The following is a 17092-nucleotide window of genomic DNA, read 5'->3' as shown; positions in this document are numbered from 1 at the left end:
ACGCCGAACTGTGGATCGGCGGCGACCACCGGGTGGACTTCAACTGGGACGAGGACGTGGTGCTGCACCGCCGCAAATCCCTCCCGGCCCACCCGAACGGCATGACCTTCCGGGCGCTGGACCACTCCGGCGCCGTGCTCAGCGAGCGGAGCTTCTATTCCATTGGCGGCGGCTTCGTGGTGGACGGCGATGCCGACGCCGACGCCCGGATCGTGGCGGACTCCACCGTCCTTCCCTACCCGTTCACCAGCGCGGACGAGCTCCTGGAGATCTGCAGCCGTGAAGGCATGTCGATCTCGGACGTGATGCTGGCGAACGAGCTGGTGTGGCGGACCGAGGCGGAACTCCGGGAAAAGCTGCTGGGGCTGTGGGCGGTCATGCGCGAATGCGTGGACAACGGCTGTGCCGCGGAAGGAATCCTTCCGGGCGGGCTCAACGTCCGCCGCCGCGCGCCGTCGTTATTCCAGACCCTCACTGCGGATACCGGGGACACGGACCCGCTGCGGGCCATGGAATGGGTGAACCTGTTCGCGCTGGCAGTGAACGAGGAGAACGCCGCCGGCGGCCGGATCGTCACCGCGCCCACCAACGGCGCGGCGGGCATCGTCCCGGCGGTGCTGCACTACTACGTGAAGTTCGTGCCCGGCGCCAATGACGACGGCGTGGTCCGCTTCCTGCTGGCCGCGGCCGCCGTCGGCATCCTGTTCAAGATCAATGCCTCCATCTCCGGTGCCGAGGTGGGCTGCCAGGGTGAAGTGGGCTCCGCCTGCTCCATGGCCGCCGCCGGGCTCTGCGAGGTGCTGGGCGGGACGCCCGCCCAGGTGGAAAACGCCGCCGAGGTGGGGATTGAACACAACCTGGGCCTGACGTGCGATCCCGTGGGCGGGCTGGTGCAGATCCCCTGCATCGAGCGCAACGCCATCGCCAGCGTGAAGGCCATCAACGCCGCCCGCCTTGCCCTGCACGGCGACGGCAGCCACAAGGTGTCCCTCGACAAAGCCATCAAAACGATGCGCGAAACAGGAGCCGACATGAAAACCAAGTACAAGGAAACCTCCCGCGGAGGCCTTGCCGTCAACGTAATCGAGTGCTGAGCCATGACTGCAATTGAGACTGAAACCGTCCCTGCCGCTGCCGCCACCACGGTGGAGCACGTCCTGACCCTGGACTGCAGCGAGTCCCCGGGCATCGTCCACGCCGTGTCCGGGTTCCTGCTGGAGCACGGCTGCGACATCATCGACAACCAGCAGTTCGGCGAGCGCTCCGAAGGGCACTTCTTTATGCGGGTGCATTTTGTGTCCGACGGCGATGCCTCCACCGCGGACACGCTGCGGGCCGCTTTTGGTCCTGTCGCGGAGCGGTTCGGGATGCGCTGGCGGCTGGAGCGGCACGGCTCCAAGCGCCGCGTGCTGATCATGGTGTCCAAGTTCGGGCACTGCCTCAACGACCTCCTCTTCCGGGCGCGGATTGGCGAGTTGCCGGTGGATGTGGTGGCCGTGGTCTCCAACCACACGGACCACCAGGCGCTGGTGGAATGGCACGGGATCCCGTTCTTCCACGTGCCGGTCACGGCTGACACCAAGCCTTCGGCCGAGGCCCGTCTGTTGGAGCTGGTGGACGAGTTCGACGTGGAACTCGTGGTGCTAGCCCGGTACATGCAGGTGCTCAGCGACAACCTCACCCGGAAGCTGGACGGGAAGGCGATCAACATCCACCACTCATTCCTGCCCAGTTTCAAGGGCGCCAAGCCATACCACCAGGCGTACGCGCGGGGTGTCAAGACCGTCGGCGCGACGGCACACTACGTGAACAGCGAACTGGATGAGGGACCGATCATTTCCCAGCAGACCGTCGAAGTGGACCACACCTACGGGCCCGAGGACCTGGTTGCGGCCGGCCGCGACACCGAATGCAAGGCCCTGTCCAACGCCGTGCGCTGGCACTGCGAGGGCCGGGTCATCCTGCAGGGCAACCGCACGGTGGTCCTCCGCTAGCTACCTTCCCATGCGACGCTCTCTCACTTAACGTGGGTTCTGGCCGGACGCTCTCTCACTTAATGTGGCTTTTGGCCGGACGCTCTCTCACCCTGGTGAGGGAGCGTCACGGCGTTAATGCCTCTTCCATGGATGCACGTCGTCACTGCCGCTCAATCGCGGCCGGCAAACCCCGACGCCTGGGCGTGATCCTGCCATGCGTTCCGGAGCGCCCGTTTGATGAGCTTCACTGCCTGGCAAAAATCATCCGCAAGATCGCCCTTATCGAAAACCAGGACCGTCCACCCGGCTGATTCGAAGGCCTTATCCCGTCTCCGGTCGCTTAGCATCTGTGCGTCACCGAGGTGATGCTCGCCGTCGTACTGGATAGCAAGGCGGCGATGACGATAGCCGAGATCCGCCGACGGCGACCGCCCATCTCCGGCGCGCAATAGCACCTGGAGTTCCGGCTCGGGTAGGCCGGCGTTGGTGATGGCCAGCCGGAGCAGTGATTCAGGGGCCGAGTCGGCGCCCACCCGCATCAGATCCAATGCTTCGCGTGCCCGGACGATGCCTTGGAGATTCGGATGATGGCTGACGAGCACGCGCAGTCCCGCCAAGGTGTCATAGGGCTGCGTCCTTCCCTCGAAATCCACCCGCGGGACGCGGATCAGTTCATCCCCCATGCTCACCAGGTCATCGAGTGGCAGGACCCGCGCCAGATCGAGCCAGGTACGTGACCTCGTGCTCAGGCGGATGCCATCGACCAGTTCGATCTCGTCTTCACGAGCCACGACCGTGTGCCCGAGTATGCCCTTTCGGCGGACCGACGGCAGGGCGCGCGGCTTGCTGAGGTGGAGCTCTGTGGAATCTGCCAGCCAGGGTGGCAGCACCTGGCCCCGTAGCCGGGCCGCAGTCACGTGTGAGATCCAGGCACCGGGCGACGCAGCGGACAACGCCCTGGCGGCGCCTTCCAGATCGAAGTCCCAGTCCGCCGGGCGGTAGAGACCGCGGCCCACGTTAACTACATCTTTGCGCCGAAGTCTGTCCAGCGTGACGCCCGAAGCCCTTGCCGAGCCGAAGGTAAATGGAGCCTCAGCCAACGGCGGGGGCAACAAATTTTGCTTTCGCATGCTGGCATTGTGCCTTGATAAGGCGGAACGCTGCAGAAGTTATCCACAGGCCTGCCGACGGCGCGATGGCAGGTGAGAGAGGGTTGGTCCAAAACCCGCGTTAAGTGAGCGAGCGTCCGCCCGAAACGCACATTAAGTGAGAGAGCGTCCGGGCTGGTGGGGCGTCCCAGTTATTTCGACTCGAGCGCGGCCAGGCGGGTGGCCAGGTGCAGGGCCGCCAGCCGGCCCGTTCCCCGGGGATCGCCTCCGCACAAGGAGAAGATCCGCTGCAGCCGCTGGTGCATGGACTGGCGCTCCACATGGAGCTCCCGCGCCGCCTGCGCCGTGTTGCACCCGGAGTCCAGCCAGACCCGCAGCGTCTCCACCAGCTGGGAGTGCCGCTCGGCGTCGTGCGCAAGAACGGCGGCCAGCTGCTGGCTGACGAAGTCCCGGCGCCGGCCCTCATCCATGGCCTGGACCGCCAGCCGTTCCACGGCGAATGCCTGCGCGTCCAGCACGTGCCCGGGTGTGCTTGCCGAGGACCTGGACCGGCCGACGTCGGCTGCAAGTTCCAGGGTGAGCCTCGCCTCAGTCAGGGACCAAGGGGCCGCGGAAATCCCTGAAGCCACCGGGCCGACTGCACTGACAGTGCCCTCCGGCACTTCGAGTGACTGCAGGCCGTGAACAATCTTTTGCCGTTCATCCTGCGCGTTCCCCGGGCGGAGGACAGCGAGCGCCAGCAGTTCCGCGTTGTCCGCGTAGCTGGCGCCGTGCTGCCCGCCCGGATCCAGGAGGTGCTCCACATTCCTTCGCAGCTGTTTGGAAGCAGGCGAGCGGACAACTACAGCCACCACCTGCGCAGACACGGGAATGCCTGCTGCCGGCCCCAGCTCCTGCAGCCGCCAGTTCTGCTTGCCGGAATCTATGGCCCGGATCAAGGCCGCCCCGGCCATCTCCTTCAAACCGGGCGGCATCCGCTGCAACAGCGCCAGGGCAAGAATGTCCACGGACCTGTTCCCGGCTATCCTCGCGAGATTCACATCGGCGTCACCCCGGACGTGCAGCGTCAACCGGGCAGACGGGATCCCGCGCACCGGGACCTCGATGTGGATGGTCTTTCCGGCCTCCCCCGAGGCGTCTCGGAGAACTGGCACTCCTGGATCATCCGAGTGCCCGTTCGGCTCTGCACTGGCCAGTGCCACTCCCGCAGTGGACATGAGCAGCACGTCAGAGCCCGTCGCTGCTGCGAGGACCGCCAGGATCCGGTCAAGGCCGCTTCCGTGGGCGAGCTCCACCGCCATGGCATGGCTTGCCTGGTCCGCCTGCTGCAGCTGGGCGGCTGACTGGCTGACCAGCTGTGAGTTGATGGCCTCCATCACCGCGACGAAGGGCACCACACGGCGCAGTTCAATGAGCGGAAGGCCGGCCTCCTCAGCGGCGGCAATCATCGAGGAAGGAATAGATGGCAGCACACTTCCGGTCTCGACGGCGAGCGCCGCCACCCCGCGCTCAGCAAGGTCACGGATGTAGCCCATCCGGCGCTCATCGGAGGCAGAGGCAAGGGCCTGGCCTCCCGTGAGCAGGAGTTCCCCGCCGCCGAGCAGCGACGCAATGTCCAAAACCTCGCTCGAGTGGATCCAGCGGAGCTGGGTTTGCGGGACAGCTCCAGCCGCCGCACGGACCACAGGATCGGCGGCAACAACGGTGGAGTGCCGAAGCACATCTTCCAATCGGACTGGCATGACACTCCGTCATATAGAAGGGGAAAGCTCAAGACACATTGTAGATGGTGGATGTGGCTCCGGACACATAATCTTGAGGAATCCCCATCCCCTCAACGAAGAGGCCCCGATGCAACAAAAACCCACAAGCCCAGGAATCGAGCAGTCCACCCATGTGGAAGACGTCGAAGCCTGGCTCCAGCCAATCCCGGAATCCCAGCGCACGCACAAGGTTTCAGGCCAGTTCTGGATCTGGGCCGGCGCCAACCTGGCACCGATCAACTGGGTCCTGGGCGCCCTCGGAATCCACTTGGGGCTGGGTTTCGCTGATACCGTGACGGTCCTGGTGCTGGGCAACCTGATCGGCATGCTGCTCTTCGGCTGCTTCGTCCTGCTCGGCCAGAAGACCGGCGCCACCGGCATGGTGCTCGCCCGGGCCGCCTTCGGCCGGCGGGGCAACTACCTTCCCGCAGCCATCCAGGCCCTCCTGGTGATCGGCTGGTGCGCGGTCAACACCTGGATCATCCTGGACCTCGTCATGGCACTGTTCGGCACCCTCGGCTGGGTGGATCCCACCGCCCATAACTATGCCTGGAAGATCGGCGTGGCCACGGCCATCATGGCAGCGCAGGTGGCCATCGCCTGGTTCGGCTACAAGGCAATCGCCGCCTTTGAAAAGTGGACCGTCCCGCCCACCATCATCATCCTCGCCGTGATGTCCGCCGTGGCCTGGTTCGGCATGAAGATCGACTGGGGCTACGCCGGCCCCGCAGGCAACATCCTTGAGGGGTCCGAACGCATCGCCGCCATGAGCGCGGTGATGACCGCCATCGGCATCGGCTGGGGTATCACCTGGTTCACCTACGCGGCCGACTACTCCCGGTTCGTCGGCACCGAAGTTCCCAAGAAGAAGGTCTACCTGGCTTCCGTCCTGGGCCAGTTCATCCCCGTCGTCTGGCTCGGGGTGCTCGGCGCAAGCCTGGCCACCAACAGCGGCGAGATCGATCCCGGCAAGCTCATCGTGCAGAACTTCGGCGTCATGGCGCTGCCGGTGCTGCTGATGGTGCTGCACGGCCCCATCGCCACCAACATCCTGAACATCTACACCTTCTCCGTCGCCACGCAGGCACTGGACATCACCATCAGCCGCCGCAAGCTCAACCTGTTCGTCGGCGTCTTCTCGCTCGCCGCCGTCGTCTTCTTTATCTTCCAGGAGGACTTCGCTGCAGTCCTGGACGCCTGGCTCATCGGCCTGGTGGCCTGGGTGGCCGCCTGGGGCGGCGTGATGCTGGTGCACTACTTCTGGGTTGACAAGCGCTGGCCCGGCAATCCCGAAAGACTGTTCGACGGCGTCGGCACCAGGCGGCTTCCCGGCGTCAACTGGGCAGGCGTCACCTCCCTCCTGGTGGGCATCTTCGCCACCTGGCTGTTTATGTACGGGCTCGTTCCCGCCATGCAGGGCCCCATCGCCGTGGCCCTGGGCGGCTGGGACCTGTCCTGGCTCGCCGGCGGCCTTGCCAGCGCCGCCAGCTACGCCATCCTGGGTCCGAAGATGCACCGGAAATTCATCGATGCCCCGGCTCCCGCAGCCGAGCTTTCCCCCGAGCTGACCGGAGCATCCGCTCCCGGCACACCGGCAGCGCTCTGACCTTCCCGTCCGCACTTCCCGTAACGCTAGGACCATCATGACTCTTGAAGCATTCGCCGATTCCGCCCACCCGATCACCTGGCCTGAGGGCAAGCGCGCGGCCGCATCCTTCACGTTCGACGTCGACGCAGAATCCTGCACCATCGCCCACGATCCGAAGAGCACCCGCCGGATGTCCCTGATGACGCACCAGTCTTACGGACCCAAGGTGGCTGTTCCCCGGCTGCTGCAGATCCTCCAGCGCCAGGACATCCGCGCCACGTTCTTCGTTCCCGGCTTCACGGCCGAATGCTACCCGGACACCGTCCGGCGGATCGTGGACGCCGGACATGAGGTGGCGCACCACGGCTACCTGCACGAGCCCATGCAGGGTATCGCCGCCGAAACGGAGGCCCGCTACATCGACCGCGGGCTGGAGGCGCTCGCCAAAGCCGCCGGCGTGGAGCCGGTAGGCTACCGGGCACCCTGGTGGGAGCTGAACTGGCACTCCCCCGCACTCCTTGCGGACCGCGGCTTCCTCTACGATTCCAGCCTGCTCGACGGCGACGCCCCCTACCGCTTCAGCGTCGCCCCGGGCGATTCCCGGGACATCGTGGAGATTCCCGTGGACTGGACGCTGGACGACTGGGAGCAGTACGCGTTCTACCCCGGCGTGACCGGCAGCGGCGTGATCGAAAGCCCCGCCAAGGTCCTCGAAATGTGGACCCTCGAGGCGGAGGCCCACCACGCCCAGGGCAGCTGCTTCGTCCTCACCAACCACCCCTTCATCTCCGGCCGGCCCTCCAAGGCCGTGGCCCTGGAACGGCTCATCGAGCGGGTCAAGGGGATGGACGGCATGTGGGTGGCCACCATGGAAGAGATCGCCGAGCACACGCGCAGGACCGTCCAGGAGGTCCACACCCACGCCCGGATCGAGGTGCCTTCTTTCCCGGATACCGGGGCCAGGTTCACGCCGGCGGCGGTACAGCAGGGAGCAGTACAGCAGCCACGGCTGGCGGCCGCAGGGAACTGATCCGGGCAGCAGCCGCGGGAAGAGAGCAACAGTGGAGCGGTACCAGCCCTGTCCACGGGCGGTACCGCTCCACTGGCGTTTAAGAGCCTTGCTGCCGGGACGTCCGCGCCGCTGCCAAGCCGCGGGCCGCCGTCGTACGTCCTTTGTTGTGTGTCTTCCTAAGACGTTCCTTAACGCCGGGCTACGTCCTGTTGAGCGTTCGCGACGCTGCGTGAACGCCTGCGTCGGGATTGATTGTGGCGCCGGCGGGTGCTCCGTACTCTCATTTCAGCACCCGCCCCAGCAAAGGAATTTCCCATGTCAGACCCCTCGAACAAGAGCCCGGAGAGCCACGAAGGCTCCACCCGCATCGTGGCCGGCCAGTCCTCCCGCCCCAAGCGTCCGCTCGGGCAGAAGATCGGCATCGCCGCCGTCCTCCTCGCCCTGGTGGGAGGCGGCGCGGCCGTCGCCGCCACCGTGAACAACGGCAGCGGTGCACCGGCCGCCGCCGGGGAAACCGCTCCTTCCGGCAACCCCGCCGCCGAACTGAAGCTCGGCTACTTCGGCAACGTCACCCACGCCCCCGCCCTGGTCGGCGTCAGCCAGGGCTACATCGCCGACGAACTCGGCGACACCAAACTGACCACCCAGGTTTTCAACGCCGGCCCCGCCGCCATCGAAGCATTGAACGCCGGCGCCATCGACGCCACCTACATCGGCCCGAACCCGGCCATCAACTCCTTCGTCAAGAGCGGCGGCGAGTCGATCAACATCGTCGCCGGCGCTGCAGCCGGCGGCGCGCAGCTGGTGGTCAAGCCGGAGATCAACTCCGCGGCAGACCTCAAGGGCAAGACCCTGGCCTCCCCGCAGCTCGGGGGCACGCAGGACGTGGCCCTCCGCGCCTGGCTCACCGCCCAGGGATACAAGACCAACGTGGACGGCAGCGGCGACGTCGCCATCAACCCCACCGAAAACGCGCAGACCCTTAAGCTGTTCCAGGACGGAAAGCTCGACGGCGCGTGGCTGCCTGAGCCCTGGGCCTCCCGCCTGGTACTGACCGCCGGCGCCAAGGTGCTGGTGGACGAAAAGGACCTGTGGGACGGTTCGCTGTCCGGCAAGCCGGGCGAGTTCCCCACCACCATCCTGATCGTCAACCAGAAGTTTGCCGCCGACCACCCGGACACCGTGAAGGCACTGCTGAAGGGCCACGTGAAGTCGGTTGAGTGGCTGAACAAGGCCGCCGACGGCGAGAAGGCCACCGTCATCAACGCAGCACTCAAGGAAGCCGCCGGGGCCGAGCTGAAGGCCGATGTGATCGACCGGTCGCTGAAGAACATCGTGTTCACCGTGGACCCGCTCGCCGGAACCTACCAGAAGCTCCTGGCCGACGGCGTCACTGCCGGCACCACCAAGCAGGCGGACATCAACGGCATCTTCGACCTACGGGCGCTCAACAGCGTCTCCGGCGAAAAGACCTCGGCCGCGAAGCTCGGCAAGGAGTAGCCGCCGGAACGCCCTCTCACTGGATGCGCCATTTTGGCCAACGCTCGCTCACTTTCCCCAAGAAAGTGAGCGGGCGTTGGCCGTTTAAGCGCATTAAGTGAGAGAGCGTCCCAGCCGGGAGGTATCGGCGCGACGGATAGTTGATATCGAAAAACTCGCCTTCCCCAAATATATGAAGTGCCTCACAGTAGTTACAGGACCTGCACCAAACCGACAGCAGCCAGTAACCAAAAGGACTTCAACGTGGAAACTCCCCTCTCCCATCTTGCCCACCTCGAGATCACCACTCCGGACGTCGAAGCCTCGGCGCGCTTCTACGAGGAAAAGTTCGGCATGCGCATCATCGACCGCGTGGACGGCAACGTCTACCTGCGCTGCTGGGGCGACTACTACCGCTACAGCCTGGTGATCACCGAAGGCCCCGAAGCGTCCCTGGGCCGGATGGCCTGGCGCACCAACTCCCAGGCAGCACTTGAAGCCGCAGCCCAGCGCGTCGAAGCGACCGGCGTGCAGGGCACCTGGACCGCCGGCGGCCACGGCTACGGCAAGGCCTACGAATTCACCGGCCCCTACGGCCACCACATGCGCCTCTTCTATGACGTGGAAAAGTTCGTGGCCGAGCCCAGCTTCGAGTCCACCTACCCGGACCGCCCGGAGCGCCGCAGCAGCCACGCCGCCGCCCCCCGCTTCCTGGACCACGTCACCGTTGCGTCCTCCGATGTCCGCGGCTTCGCCAAGTGGTACAACGAAGCCCTGGGCTTCCGCGTCATGGCGTTCGTGGACCTGGACGAAGCCCCCATCACCGTGTTCTCCGTGCTGACCACCAACGAAAAGTCCCACGACCTCGGCGTTGTCCTGGACACCTCCAGCCGTGCCGGTCGCGTCAACCACATCGCCTTCTGGGTTGACGCCACCGAAGACCTGCTCCGCACCGCCGACGTCATGATGGAAAACGGGACCCCCATGGAATACGGCCCCTCCATCCACGGCGTGGGCGAGCAGAACTTCCTCTACTTCCGCGACCCCTCCGGCCTGCGCGTGGAGCTCAACTCCGGCGGCTACCGCAACTACGTCCCGGACTGGGAAGCCAACACCTGGAAGCCCTCGCTCGGCTCCAACAACTTCTACAAGAACGGCGCCATGCCGCACTCCATGACCGAATCCTTCCCGCCGGCCGAAGGCTTCACCGCCACCGAGGAAGGCGCCTCACCGGAAATGAAGGAAGCCCTCCTGAACCCCTACGCCAAGCAGGGCCGGGGCTAAGACACCATGGCTGAAACCTATGCACTCATCCGGTTCCAGGAAGCCGGCGACGCCAAGGCACGCGCCGGCCTGCTGGTTGAAGGCCGGGTCCTGCCGCTGGACGGGGACATCAACTCCCTGATCGAGCACTGGGACACCACTGAACCCCAGCTGGACAGCCTGGCCGCCTCGGCAGGCAAGGACACCGGCCTGGCGCTGGCCGCCGTCGAAATCCTTGCTCCGGTGGAGCCCGCGCAGGTCCTGCAGACCGGCGCGAACTACCGCAAGCACGTCATCGACCTTGCCGCAGCCCACCGCGAACCCGGCGAGGACGAGGAGGAAGTGCGCGCCAAGACCGCCGCCATGATGGACAAACGCGCAGGCCAGGGCACGCCGTACTTCTTCATCGGGCTCCCGACGGCGATCGCGTCCGCCACGGACGACCTCACCCTGCCGTCCTACTCCAAGTCCCACGACTGGGAGCTGGAACTGGCGGCGGTGATCGGGAAGACGGCGTTCCGGGTCACCCCCGAGGAGGCCCTGGAGCACGTGTTCGGCTACACCATGGTCAACGACATCACCACCCGCGAGTACGTCTTCCGCAAGGACATGCCCGCCATCGGCTCGGACTGGTACCGCGCGAAGAACGCCCCGGGCTTCCTGCCCACCGGCCCGCTGCTGGTCCCGGCCAAGTTCTTCGGCGACCCGCAGGACGTCCAGGTCACCCTGAAGGTCAACGGAAAAGCCATGCAGGACGAGTCCACGCAGGACATGATCTTCGGTGTGGCGAAGCTGGTCAGCGAAGCGTCGCAGATCATGCCGCTGCGCCCGGGCGACCTGGTGCTCACCGGCAGCCCCGCCGGCAACGGCCAGCACTGGGGCCGCCTGCTCCAGGACGGGGACGTTATGGAAGGCACCATCACCGGGCTGGGCACCCAGCTCATCCACTGCAAGGACGAAACCACACGTGAAGGTGTCCAGTGACCACCCAGGACACAGCACCAACCGGAACCGGGGAATCAACTGATTCCCCGGTCATCCGGCGTGAAGACCCGCTCGGCAGCATCCGGGCCATGGCGCAGGCCCACAACAACTGGGGCCGCTGGGGCCAGGACGACGTCCTGGGTACCCTCAACTTCATCGACGCCGGAAAGCGCATCGAAGCCGCAGCACTGGTGAAAACCGGCGAGGCGTTCTCGCTGTCACAGCCGTTCGACACCAACGGCCCGCAGAAGGGCTGGCGCCGCCGCACCAACCCCGTCCACACCATGACGGACACGGGCGTGGACGCAGAGCGCGGCAACCAGGGCTTCCCGCACGGCTTCGGCGGAGCGGACGACGTCATCGCCATGCCGCTGCAGTGCTCCACCCAGTGGGACGGCCTGGGCCACATCTTCGACCAGGGCAAGGCCTGGAACGGCCGCGCCGCCGGGGACGTGGTCACCTCCGAAGGCGACCTGGTGACCGGCATCGAAACCGCCGCCGCCAAGATCGTCACCCGCGGCGTGCTGCTCGACGTCGGCCGGGCGCTCGGCCCCGAACTGGGAAGGAACGACGGCGAACTGCCGGACGGATTCGCGATCACCCCCGAACACCTCCAGCGGACCATCGAACTCCAAGGCCCCAGGTCAGCCGTGGGCCGGGGCGACATCGTGATAATCCGCACCGGCCAGTACACCCGTGTCCGCCGTGACGGCTGGGGCGACTACGCAGGCGGGTCGGCCCCGGGGCTGTCCTTTACTGCCGCGCCCTGGCTGCACCGCAGCGAAATTGCCGGGATCGCCACCGACACCTGGGGTTTCGAGGTCCGTCCGAACGAGTTCGACGCCGCCTTCCAGCCCCTGCACCAGATCGCGATCCCCAACCTTGGCCTGTTCCTGGGCGAGATGTGGGACCCGGACGGACTGGCCGAGGCGTGCGCGGCGGACGGCAGGTACGACTTCCTGCTGACGGCAGCCCCGCTCCCCATCACCGGGGCAGTCGGATCACCGGTCAACCCGATCGCCGTCCGGTAGCTTCAGTTAAAACAGCAACAATCACCAGCAGTATCGCCGTCAATACAAAGGAGTCAGCGATGGCAGCAGTACAGAACGTCGGAATCGTTGGGGCGGGAGCCGCTGGGCTGGCCGCAGCCATCCTCCTGGCCGACGCCGGAATCCAAGTTGAAATCCTCGAAAAGGCGGACGCCCCGCAGACCCTCGGGTCCGGCATCACCCTGCAGGGCAACGCCCTGCGGGTGCTCCGGCAGCTCGGCGTCTGGGACCAGGTGGAGGCGAAGGGCTACGGGTTCAGCACCCTGGGCCTGCGCGCCCCGGACCCCGCCGGCACCGTCATCGCTGTCCTCGAAGACATCCGGACCGGCGGCGAGGACCTTCCCGCCACCATGGGCATGTACCGCCCGGACCTCACCGCCATCCTCCGCGAACGCGCCGAGGAGGCCGGCGCCCGCATCAGCTACGGCAGGACCGTCACCGGAATAACGGACGACGGCGGGTCCGTCACCGTGGGCACCGCCGACGGCGGCAGCGCCACCTACGACCTGCTGATCGGCGCCGATGGCCTGCACTCGGCCGTCCGCAAGGCCATCGGCATCGAGGTCGAACCCCAGTCCACGGGCATGGGAATCTGGCGTGCCTTCGTGGAGCGCCCCGAGGAAGTGATCCGCACGGACCTGACCTACGGCGGCCCCTGCTTCATCGCCGGCTACTGCCCCACCGGTCCTGACACCATCTACGCCTACCTGGTGGAGAAGGCCCAGGAGCGCAAGCACGAGGACGGCCCCCGCATCATGGCTGAACTCGCCGCAGCCTACGGCGGACCGTGGAACGAGATCCGCGCCAACCTGGACCACGGCGCCCGCATCAACTACACGTGGTTCACCACCCACCTGGTGGACGGCCCTTGGAACCGCGGCCGCAGCGTCATCATCGGCGACGCCGCGCACAGCTGCCCGCCCACTATTGCGCAGGGTGCTGCCATGGCGATGGAGGATGCGGCTGTGCTTGCCGAACTCCTGATCAGTGCCGACGACGTTACGGAGACGCTCTGGAAAGAGTTCACCGACCGCCGCCTGGACAGGGCAAAGGCAGTTGTTAACGCGTCCGTCCAGTTGGGCCAATGGATGCTCGACGGCGTCCGGGATGCCAATGTGCCCGGCCTCATGCATTCAATCTCCAGCCTCGTTAAGGAACCCGCATGAGCACCGATTCTGTTCAAGCCCCCACCGTGGATGTCCATGCCCACATCCTGCTTCCGGCCCTGCAGCAGCTCGTGGCCGAGGCCGATCCCGAGGGCTTCGGCGCGCAGCAGGCCCTGGAGGTGCGGCGCAACGGACCCGAATCTATGGCGGCTTCGGGCCGGATGATCAAGGAGCGCTGGCCTCAGCTGACGGACCTGGACCGCCGGCTCGCGGACATGGATGCTCAAGGCGTGGACGTGCAGCTGGTCTCCCCGTCGCCGTCGCACTTCTATTACTTCGCCGGCGAGGAACTGGCCCTGCAGGTGGCAAAGACAGCCAACCAGGCGGTCCGCGAATTTGTGGACCGCGCGCCGGGCCGCCTCAATGGCCTGGGCCTGGTCCCGCTCCAGCACCCTGCCCTGATGGTGGAAGGCCTGGACCATGCCGTGCTCGAATGTGGGCTGCTGGGTGTGGAGATCGGTTCGTTCGCCGCCACCCCAAACGATCCGGAGCGCAGCACCGTGGAACTGTCCGACCCCCGGCTTGAGCCGTTCTGGAGCCGCGCGGAGGAACTGGGCGCCCTGGTGTTCCTGCACCCGTTCGGCTGCTCGCTGGATGAACGGCTGGACCGCTTCTACCTGGCCAACACCGTGTCCCAGCCGGCCGAGAACGCGGTGGCCCTGTCCCACCTGATCTTCAGCGGCGTCCTGGACCGGCACCCGGAGCTCAAGGTTGTGGCAGCGCATGGCGGCGGGTATCTTCCCACGACGTTGGGCCGTTCCGACCGCGCGTGGAAGGTCCGCCCCGAGGCACACGGCTGCGTCCAGCCGCCGTCCTCGTATCTGAAGAAGCTGTATTTCGACTCGCTCGTCCACAGCCCCGCTGAACTGCGGGCACTCGTGGCCGCCGCCGGTCCGGAGCAGGTACTGCTGGGTTCGGACTACCCGTTCGACATGGGATCGGACCTCCCGGTGGACGAGGTGCAGGCCGCCGGACTTCCTGCCGACGACGAAACCCGGGTTTTGGGCAGCAACGCACGCACGCTGGGCATCACCGCGGCGGCCGCCCTGGCCGCCCGACGCAACGCTTAAGGAACACTTACATGGTCAAGATTGCCCGTTGGGATCACGACGGCGGGACGCAGTCCGGCTTTGTGGACGACGGAAACTGCTATGCCCTGCCCGAAGGCCAATCCGTCCAGACCCTGCTCGACGCCGGACTCGAGGAGACGCTGGCACTTGCCCGTCAGGTCATCGCCTCCGCTGCTGCCGTTCCGCTCGCGGACGTGCGCCTGCTCGCCCCGCTGGTGCCCGCCACCATCCGGGACTTCGTGGCCTTCGAGGAACACGTCGAAGGCGTGCGGAAGAGCATCGACGGTGTGGCCGGCGTGGTGCCCGAATGGTACGAGGCGCCCACCTTCTACTTCGCCAACCCGCACACGGTGACGGGCACCGGCGAGGTCATCGGTATTCCGGCTGGCTGCACGGACCTGGACTTTGAAACGGAAGTGGCCGCCGTCGTCGGACGCGTTCCGGGCAGCGACGGGCGGAACCTGAGCGCGGAGGAGGCGCACCGGCACATCTTCGGGTACACCGTGCTCAACGACTGGTCGGCGCGGGACCTGCAGCGCCGGGAAATGAAGGTCAGCCTGGGGCCGTGCAAGGGCAAGGATTTCGCCAACACGCTCGGCCCCTGGATTGTCACGGCGGACGAGTTCGAGGACCGGCACGACGCCGAGGGCTTCCTGCCCATCTCCATGGCTGTTGAGGTCAACGGGGAAGCGATCGGCCAGGATCTGCTCTCCAACATGGGCTGGCCGTTCGCGGAGCTGGTGGCCTATGCCTCGCAGGACTCAGTGGTGCGGCCGGGCGACGTGCTGGGCTCCGGCACCTGCGGCAGCGGCTGCCTGGCCGAACTCTGGGGCCGGAACGGCGCCCACACTCCCCCGCCGCTGAAAACCGGCGACGTGGTGAAGATGACGGTGGAAGGGATCGGAATCATCGAGAACACCGTGGGTACCCGGCGCGAGGCCGTGACCCGGGTTCCCGCCCGGACCCGTCCGCGCAACCGGGTGGCCGCTGCGGCTCCTTCCGGAATCTAGGTGGTTTCCCTCCAGCTCGAGGGCCGGACGGTGGTGGTCACCGGAGCAGGCCAGGGCCAGGGTGCCGCGGAGGCGCGCCTGCTGGCGGAGGCCGGGGCGCGGGTGATCGCAACGGACCTGGCGGCGGAAATGCCCGCCGGGCTAAGCGCGGGGTCTTCGGCCTCGGCCGGCGCCCTGGTGTACCGGCAGCTGGACGTGGGCGATGCCTCCGGCTGGTCCGGACTCGCTTCCTGGATCCGGTCCCAGGGCTGGCAGGTGGACGGGCTGGTCAACAACGCCGGCATCACCCAGCGAAGCCGGCTGTTGGAGGCGTCAGTTGCCGACCTGCAGAAGGTCTACGAGGTCAACGTCGCCGGCAGCCTGTTGGGAATCCAGTCGCTCGCACCCTTGATGGGAAGCGGCACTTCGATTGTTAATGTCGGCTCCGTTGCCGGGCTCACGGCGCACTATCCAGTGGCCTACACCGCGAGCAAGTGGGCGCTCCGCGGGTTGTCCCAGGTGGCAGCCATGGAACTTGGCCCGCGCGGGATCCGGGTCAACACGGTCCATCCGGGCTTTATCGAAACACCCATGACGGCGGGTGCCAAGCCTGAGTTCCGGCAGGCCACCCTGGCCGAAACCCCGCTGGGACGTACCGGCAGCGTGGAGGAGGTGGCCGCCGTCGTGCTTTTCCTGCTCAGCCCGCTCTCTTCCTTCGTGACGGGTGCCGAGATCCCGGTGGACGGCGGCCAGACATCCCACGGCGGTGCCAAGTCGGTCTCCGACGCCCTGCGGTAACCAAACAATTAGCCCGGCAGCACGGCCGACCAGCCGCCGTCGACCATCAAGTTGGCGCCGGTGACATATGAGGCCTCGTCCGACGCCAGGAACAGGGCGCACTTTGCCACTTCTTCGGGCGCCCCGATCCGGCCCAGCGGGATGCTGCCGGCGATGGTCCGCATCGGATGGTCGGGAGCGAGGAGGTTGCCCTCGGTGGCCGCGGTACGGATCATCCCCGGGCTGACCGCGTTAACCCGCAGTCCGTGCGGCGCACCTTCGGCGGCCAGCTGTTTGGTCATGGCCACCACCGCCCCCTTGGTGGCGGTGTGGGCCAGCCGGCCGTTGGTCATGGAACCGGTCACCCCCGCCGTGGAGCCCACCAGGACGATGGCGCTGTCGGCAGCCTGGATCAGCTGCGGCCAGAAGTACTTGACCGGCAGGAACACCACGTCCATCTCGTGTTCAATGTTCCACTTCCAGTCATCGAAGGTGAGTTCCTCCACCGGGGCGAAGCGCGTGACTGCGGCGTTGGCGTACAGGATGTGGACCTGGCCGTGGTTGGCGGCGACCTCCGCAGCCCAGGCCGCCACGGCTGCCTCATCCGTGAGATCAACCCGGCTGCTGCTCATCCGGCCCCCGGCCTCGGTGACCGCCGCAACCGTGGCCGCGGCGCCGTCGTCGTCCATGTCGCAGCCCACCACGAAGGCCCCTTCCGCGGCGAAGGCGAGCGCGGCAGCCCTGCCCTGGCCGCTGGCCGTTCCGGTGATGACGGCGGTCTTGCCGGCCAGGCGCTGGCTGGAAGCGGGCATGGGAGATCCTTCCGAAAGCGTGTTTCCTCGACTTTCGCAGGGATGGGCCGGAAGG

15 protein-coding genes are annotated in these 17092 nt (G+C 66.7%); 12 read left to right on the top strand and 3 right to left on the bottom strand.

Features of this window, described 5'->3' with window-relative positions; all coding sequences use genetic code 11:
• Both FNL14_RS17005 and purU read left to right on the top strand, forming a co-directional pair.
• Positions 1-1094 (top strand): L-serine ammonia-lyase (locus FNL14_RS17005; RefSeq protein ID WP_142062293.1); only part of this gene is annotated, 1094 nt, incomplete at its 5' end.
• Positions 1095-1097: 3 nt separating this feature from the next.
• Positions 1098-1994: a formyltetrahydrofolate deformylase gene (gene purU / locus FNL14_RS17000; RefSeq protein WP_142062290.1), complete on the top strand. Its 897-nt coding sequence runs from the start codon at positions 1098-1100 to the stop codon at positions 1992-1994.
• A gap of 152 nt (positions 1995-2146) precedes the next feature.
• Here purU and FNL14_RS16995 read toward each other — a convergent pair whose 3' ends face one another.
• Positions 2147-3106: a DUF559 domain-containing protein gene (locus FNL14_RS16995; protein WP_142062287.1), complete on the bottom strand. Its 960-nt coding sequence runs from the start codon at positions 3104-3106 to the stop codon at positions 2147-2149.
• Between the two features lie 170 nt (positions 3107-3276).
• Positions 3277-4827 (bottom strand): PucR family transcriptional regulator, encoded by a 1551-nt coding sequence (locus tag FNL14_RS16990; protein WP_142062284.1) that lies wholly within the window; start codon positions 4825-4827, stop codon positions 3277-3279.
• A 109-nt stretch (positions 4828-4936) separates the two neighbouring features.
• On the opposite strand from FNL14_RS16990, the gene FNL14_RS16985 reads away from it, so the two are divergent.
• The 10 genes from FNL14_RS16985 to FNL14_RS16940 all read left to right on the top strand — a co-directional run bounded on the left by FNL14_RS16985 (position 4937) and on the right by FNL14_RS16940 (position 16246).
• A complete protein-coding gene (locus FNL14_RS16985; RefSeq protein WP_142062280.1) occupies positions 4937-6454 on the top strand; it encodes a cytosine permease in 1518 nt (505 codons plus the stop codon).
• 37 nt (positions 6455-6491) lie between these two features.
• Positions 6492-7466 carry a polysaccharide deacetylase gene (locus FNL14_RS16980; protein ID WP_142062277.1) on the top strand — a complete coding sequence of 325 codons (975 nt, stop codon included), beginning with the start codon at positions 6492-6494 and terminating at the stop codon, positions 7464-7466.
• A gap of 297 nt (positions 7467-7763) precedes the next feature.
• A complete protein-coding gene (locus tag FNL14_RS16975; protein ID WP_142062274.1) occupies positions 7764-8948 on the top strand; it encodes an ABC transporter substrate-binding protein in 1185 nt (394 codons plus the stop codon).
• Between the two features lie 243 nt (positions 8949-9191).
• On the top strand, positions 9192-10211 hold the full coding sequence (locus FNL14_RS16970; RefSeq protein ID WP_142062271.1) for a VOC family protein: 1020 nt from the start codon (positions 9192-9194) through the stop codon (positions 10209-10211).
• Positions 10212-10217: 6 nt separating this feature from the next.
• Positions 10218-11174: a fumarylacetoacetate hydrolase family protein gene (locus FNL14_RS16965; RefSeq protein WP_142062269.1), complete on the top strand. Its 957-nt coding sequence runs from the start codon at positions 10218-10220 to the stop codon at positions 11172-11174.
• On the top strand, positions 11171-12205 hold the full coding sequence (locus tag FNL14_RS16960) for a cyclase family protein (RefSeq protein WP_181762685.1): 1035 nt from the start codon (positions 11171-11173) through the stop codon (positions 12203-12205). Before FNL14_RS16965 ends, FNL14_RS16960 begins: the two co-directional genes overlap by 4 nt.
• 59 nt (positions 12206-12264) lie before the next feature.
• Positions 12265-13389, top strand: coding sequence for an FAD-dependent monooxygenase (locus FNL14_RS16955; RefSeq protein WP_142062266.1), 1125 nt, complete (start codon positions 12265-12267; stop codon positions 13387-13389).
• Positions 13386-14459, top strand: a complete 1074-nt coding sequence (locus FNL14_RS16950; protein ID WP_142062263.1) for an amidohydrolase family protein — start codon at positions 13386-13388, stop codon at positions 14457-14459. Before FNL14_RS16955 ends, FNL14_RS16950 begins: the two co-directional genes overlap by 4 nt.
• Positions 14460-14470: 11 nt before the next feature.
• Positions 14471-15469, top strand: coding sequence for a fumarylacetoacetate hydrolase family protein (locus FNL14_RS16945; RefSeq protein WP_142062260.1), 999 nt, complete (start codon positions 14471-14473; stop codon positions 15467-15469).
• Complete coding sequence (locus tag FNL14_RS16940; RefSeq protein WP_142062257.1) at positions 15470-16246, top strand: SDR family NAD(P)-dependent oxidoreductase; 777 nt, start codon at positions 15470-15472, stop codon at positions 16244-16246.
• Positions 16247-16254: 8 nt separating this feature from the next.
• Here the strand turns inward: FNL14_RS16940 and FNL14_RS16935 are convergent, their stop codons facing one another.
• Positions 16255-17037, bottom strand: coding sequence for an SDR family NAD(P)-dependent oxidoreductase (locus FNL14_RS16935; protein ID WP_142062255.1), 783 nt, complete (start codon positions 17035-17037; stop codon positions 16255-16257).
• Positions 17038-17092: the final 55 nt, after the last annotated feature.

The sequence above is a fragment of the Pseudarthrobacter sp. B4EP4b genome (genome assembly GCF_006680095.1).
Classification (GTDB): Bacteria; Actinomycetota; Actinomycetes; order Actinomycetales; family Micrococcaceae; genus Arthrobacter.
The sequence above is the reverse complement of the archived record's forward strand: the minus strand, read 5'-3'. Positions and strand labels throughout refer to the sequence as shown.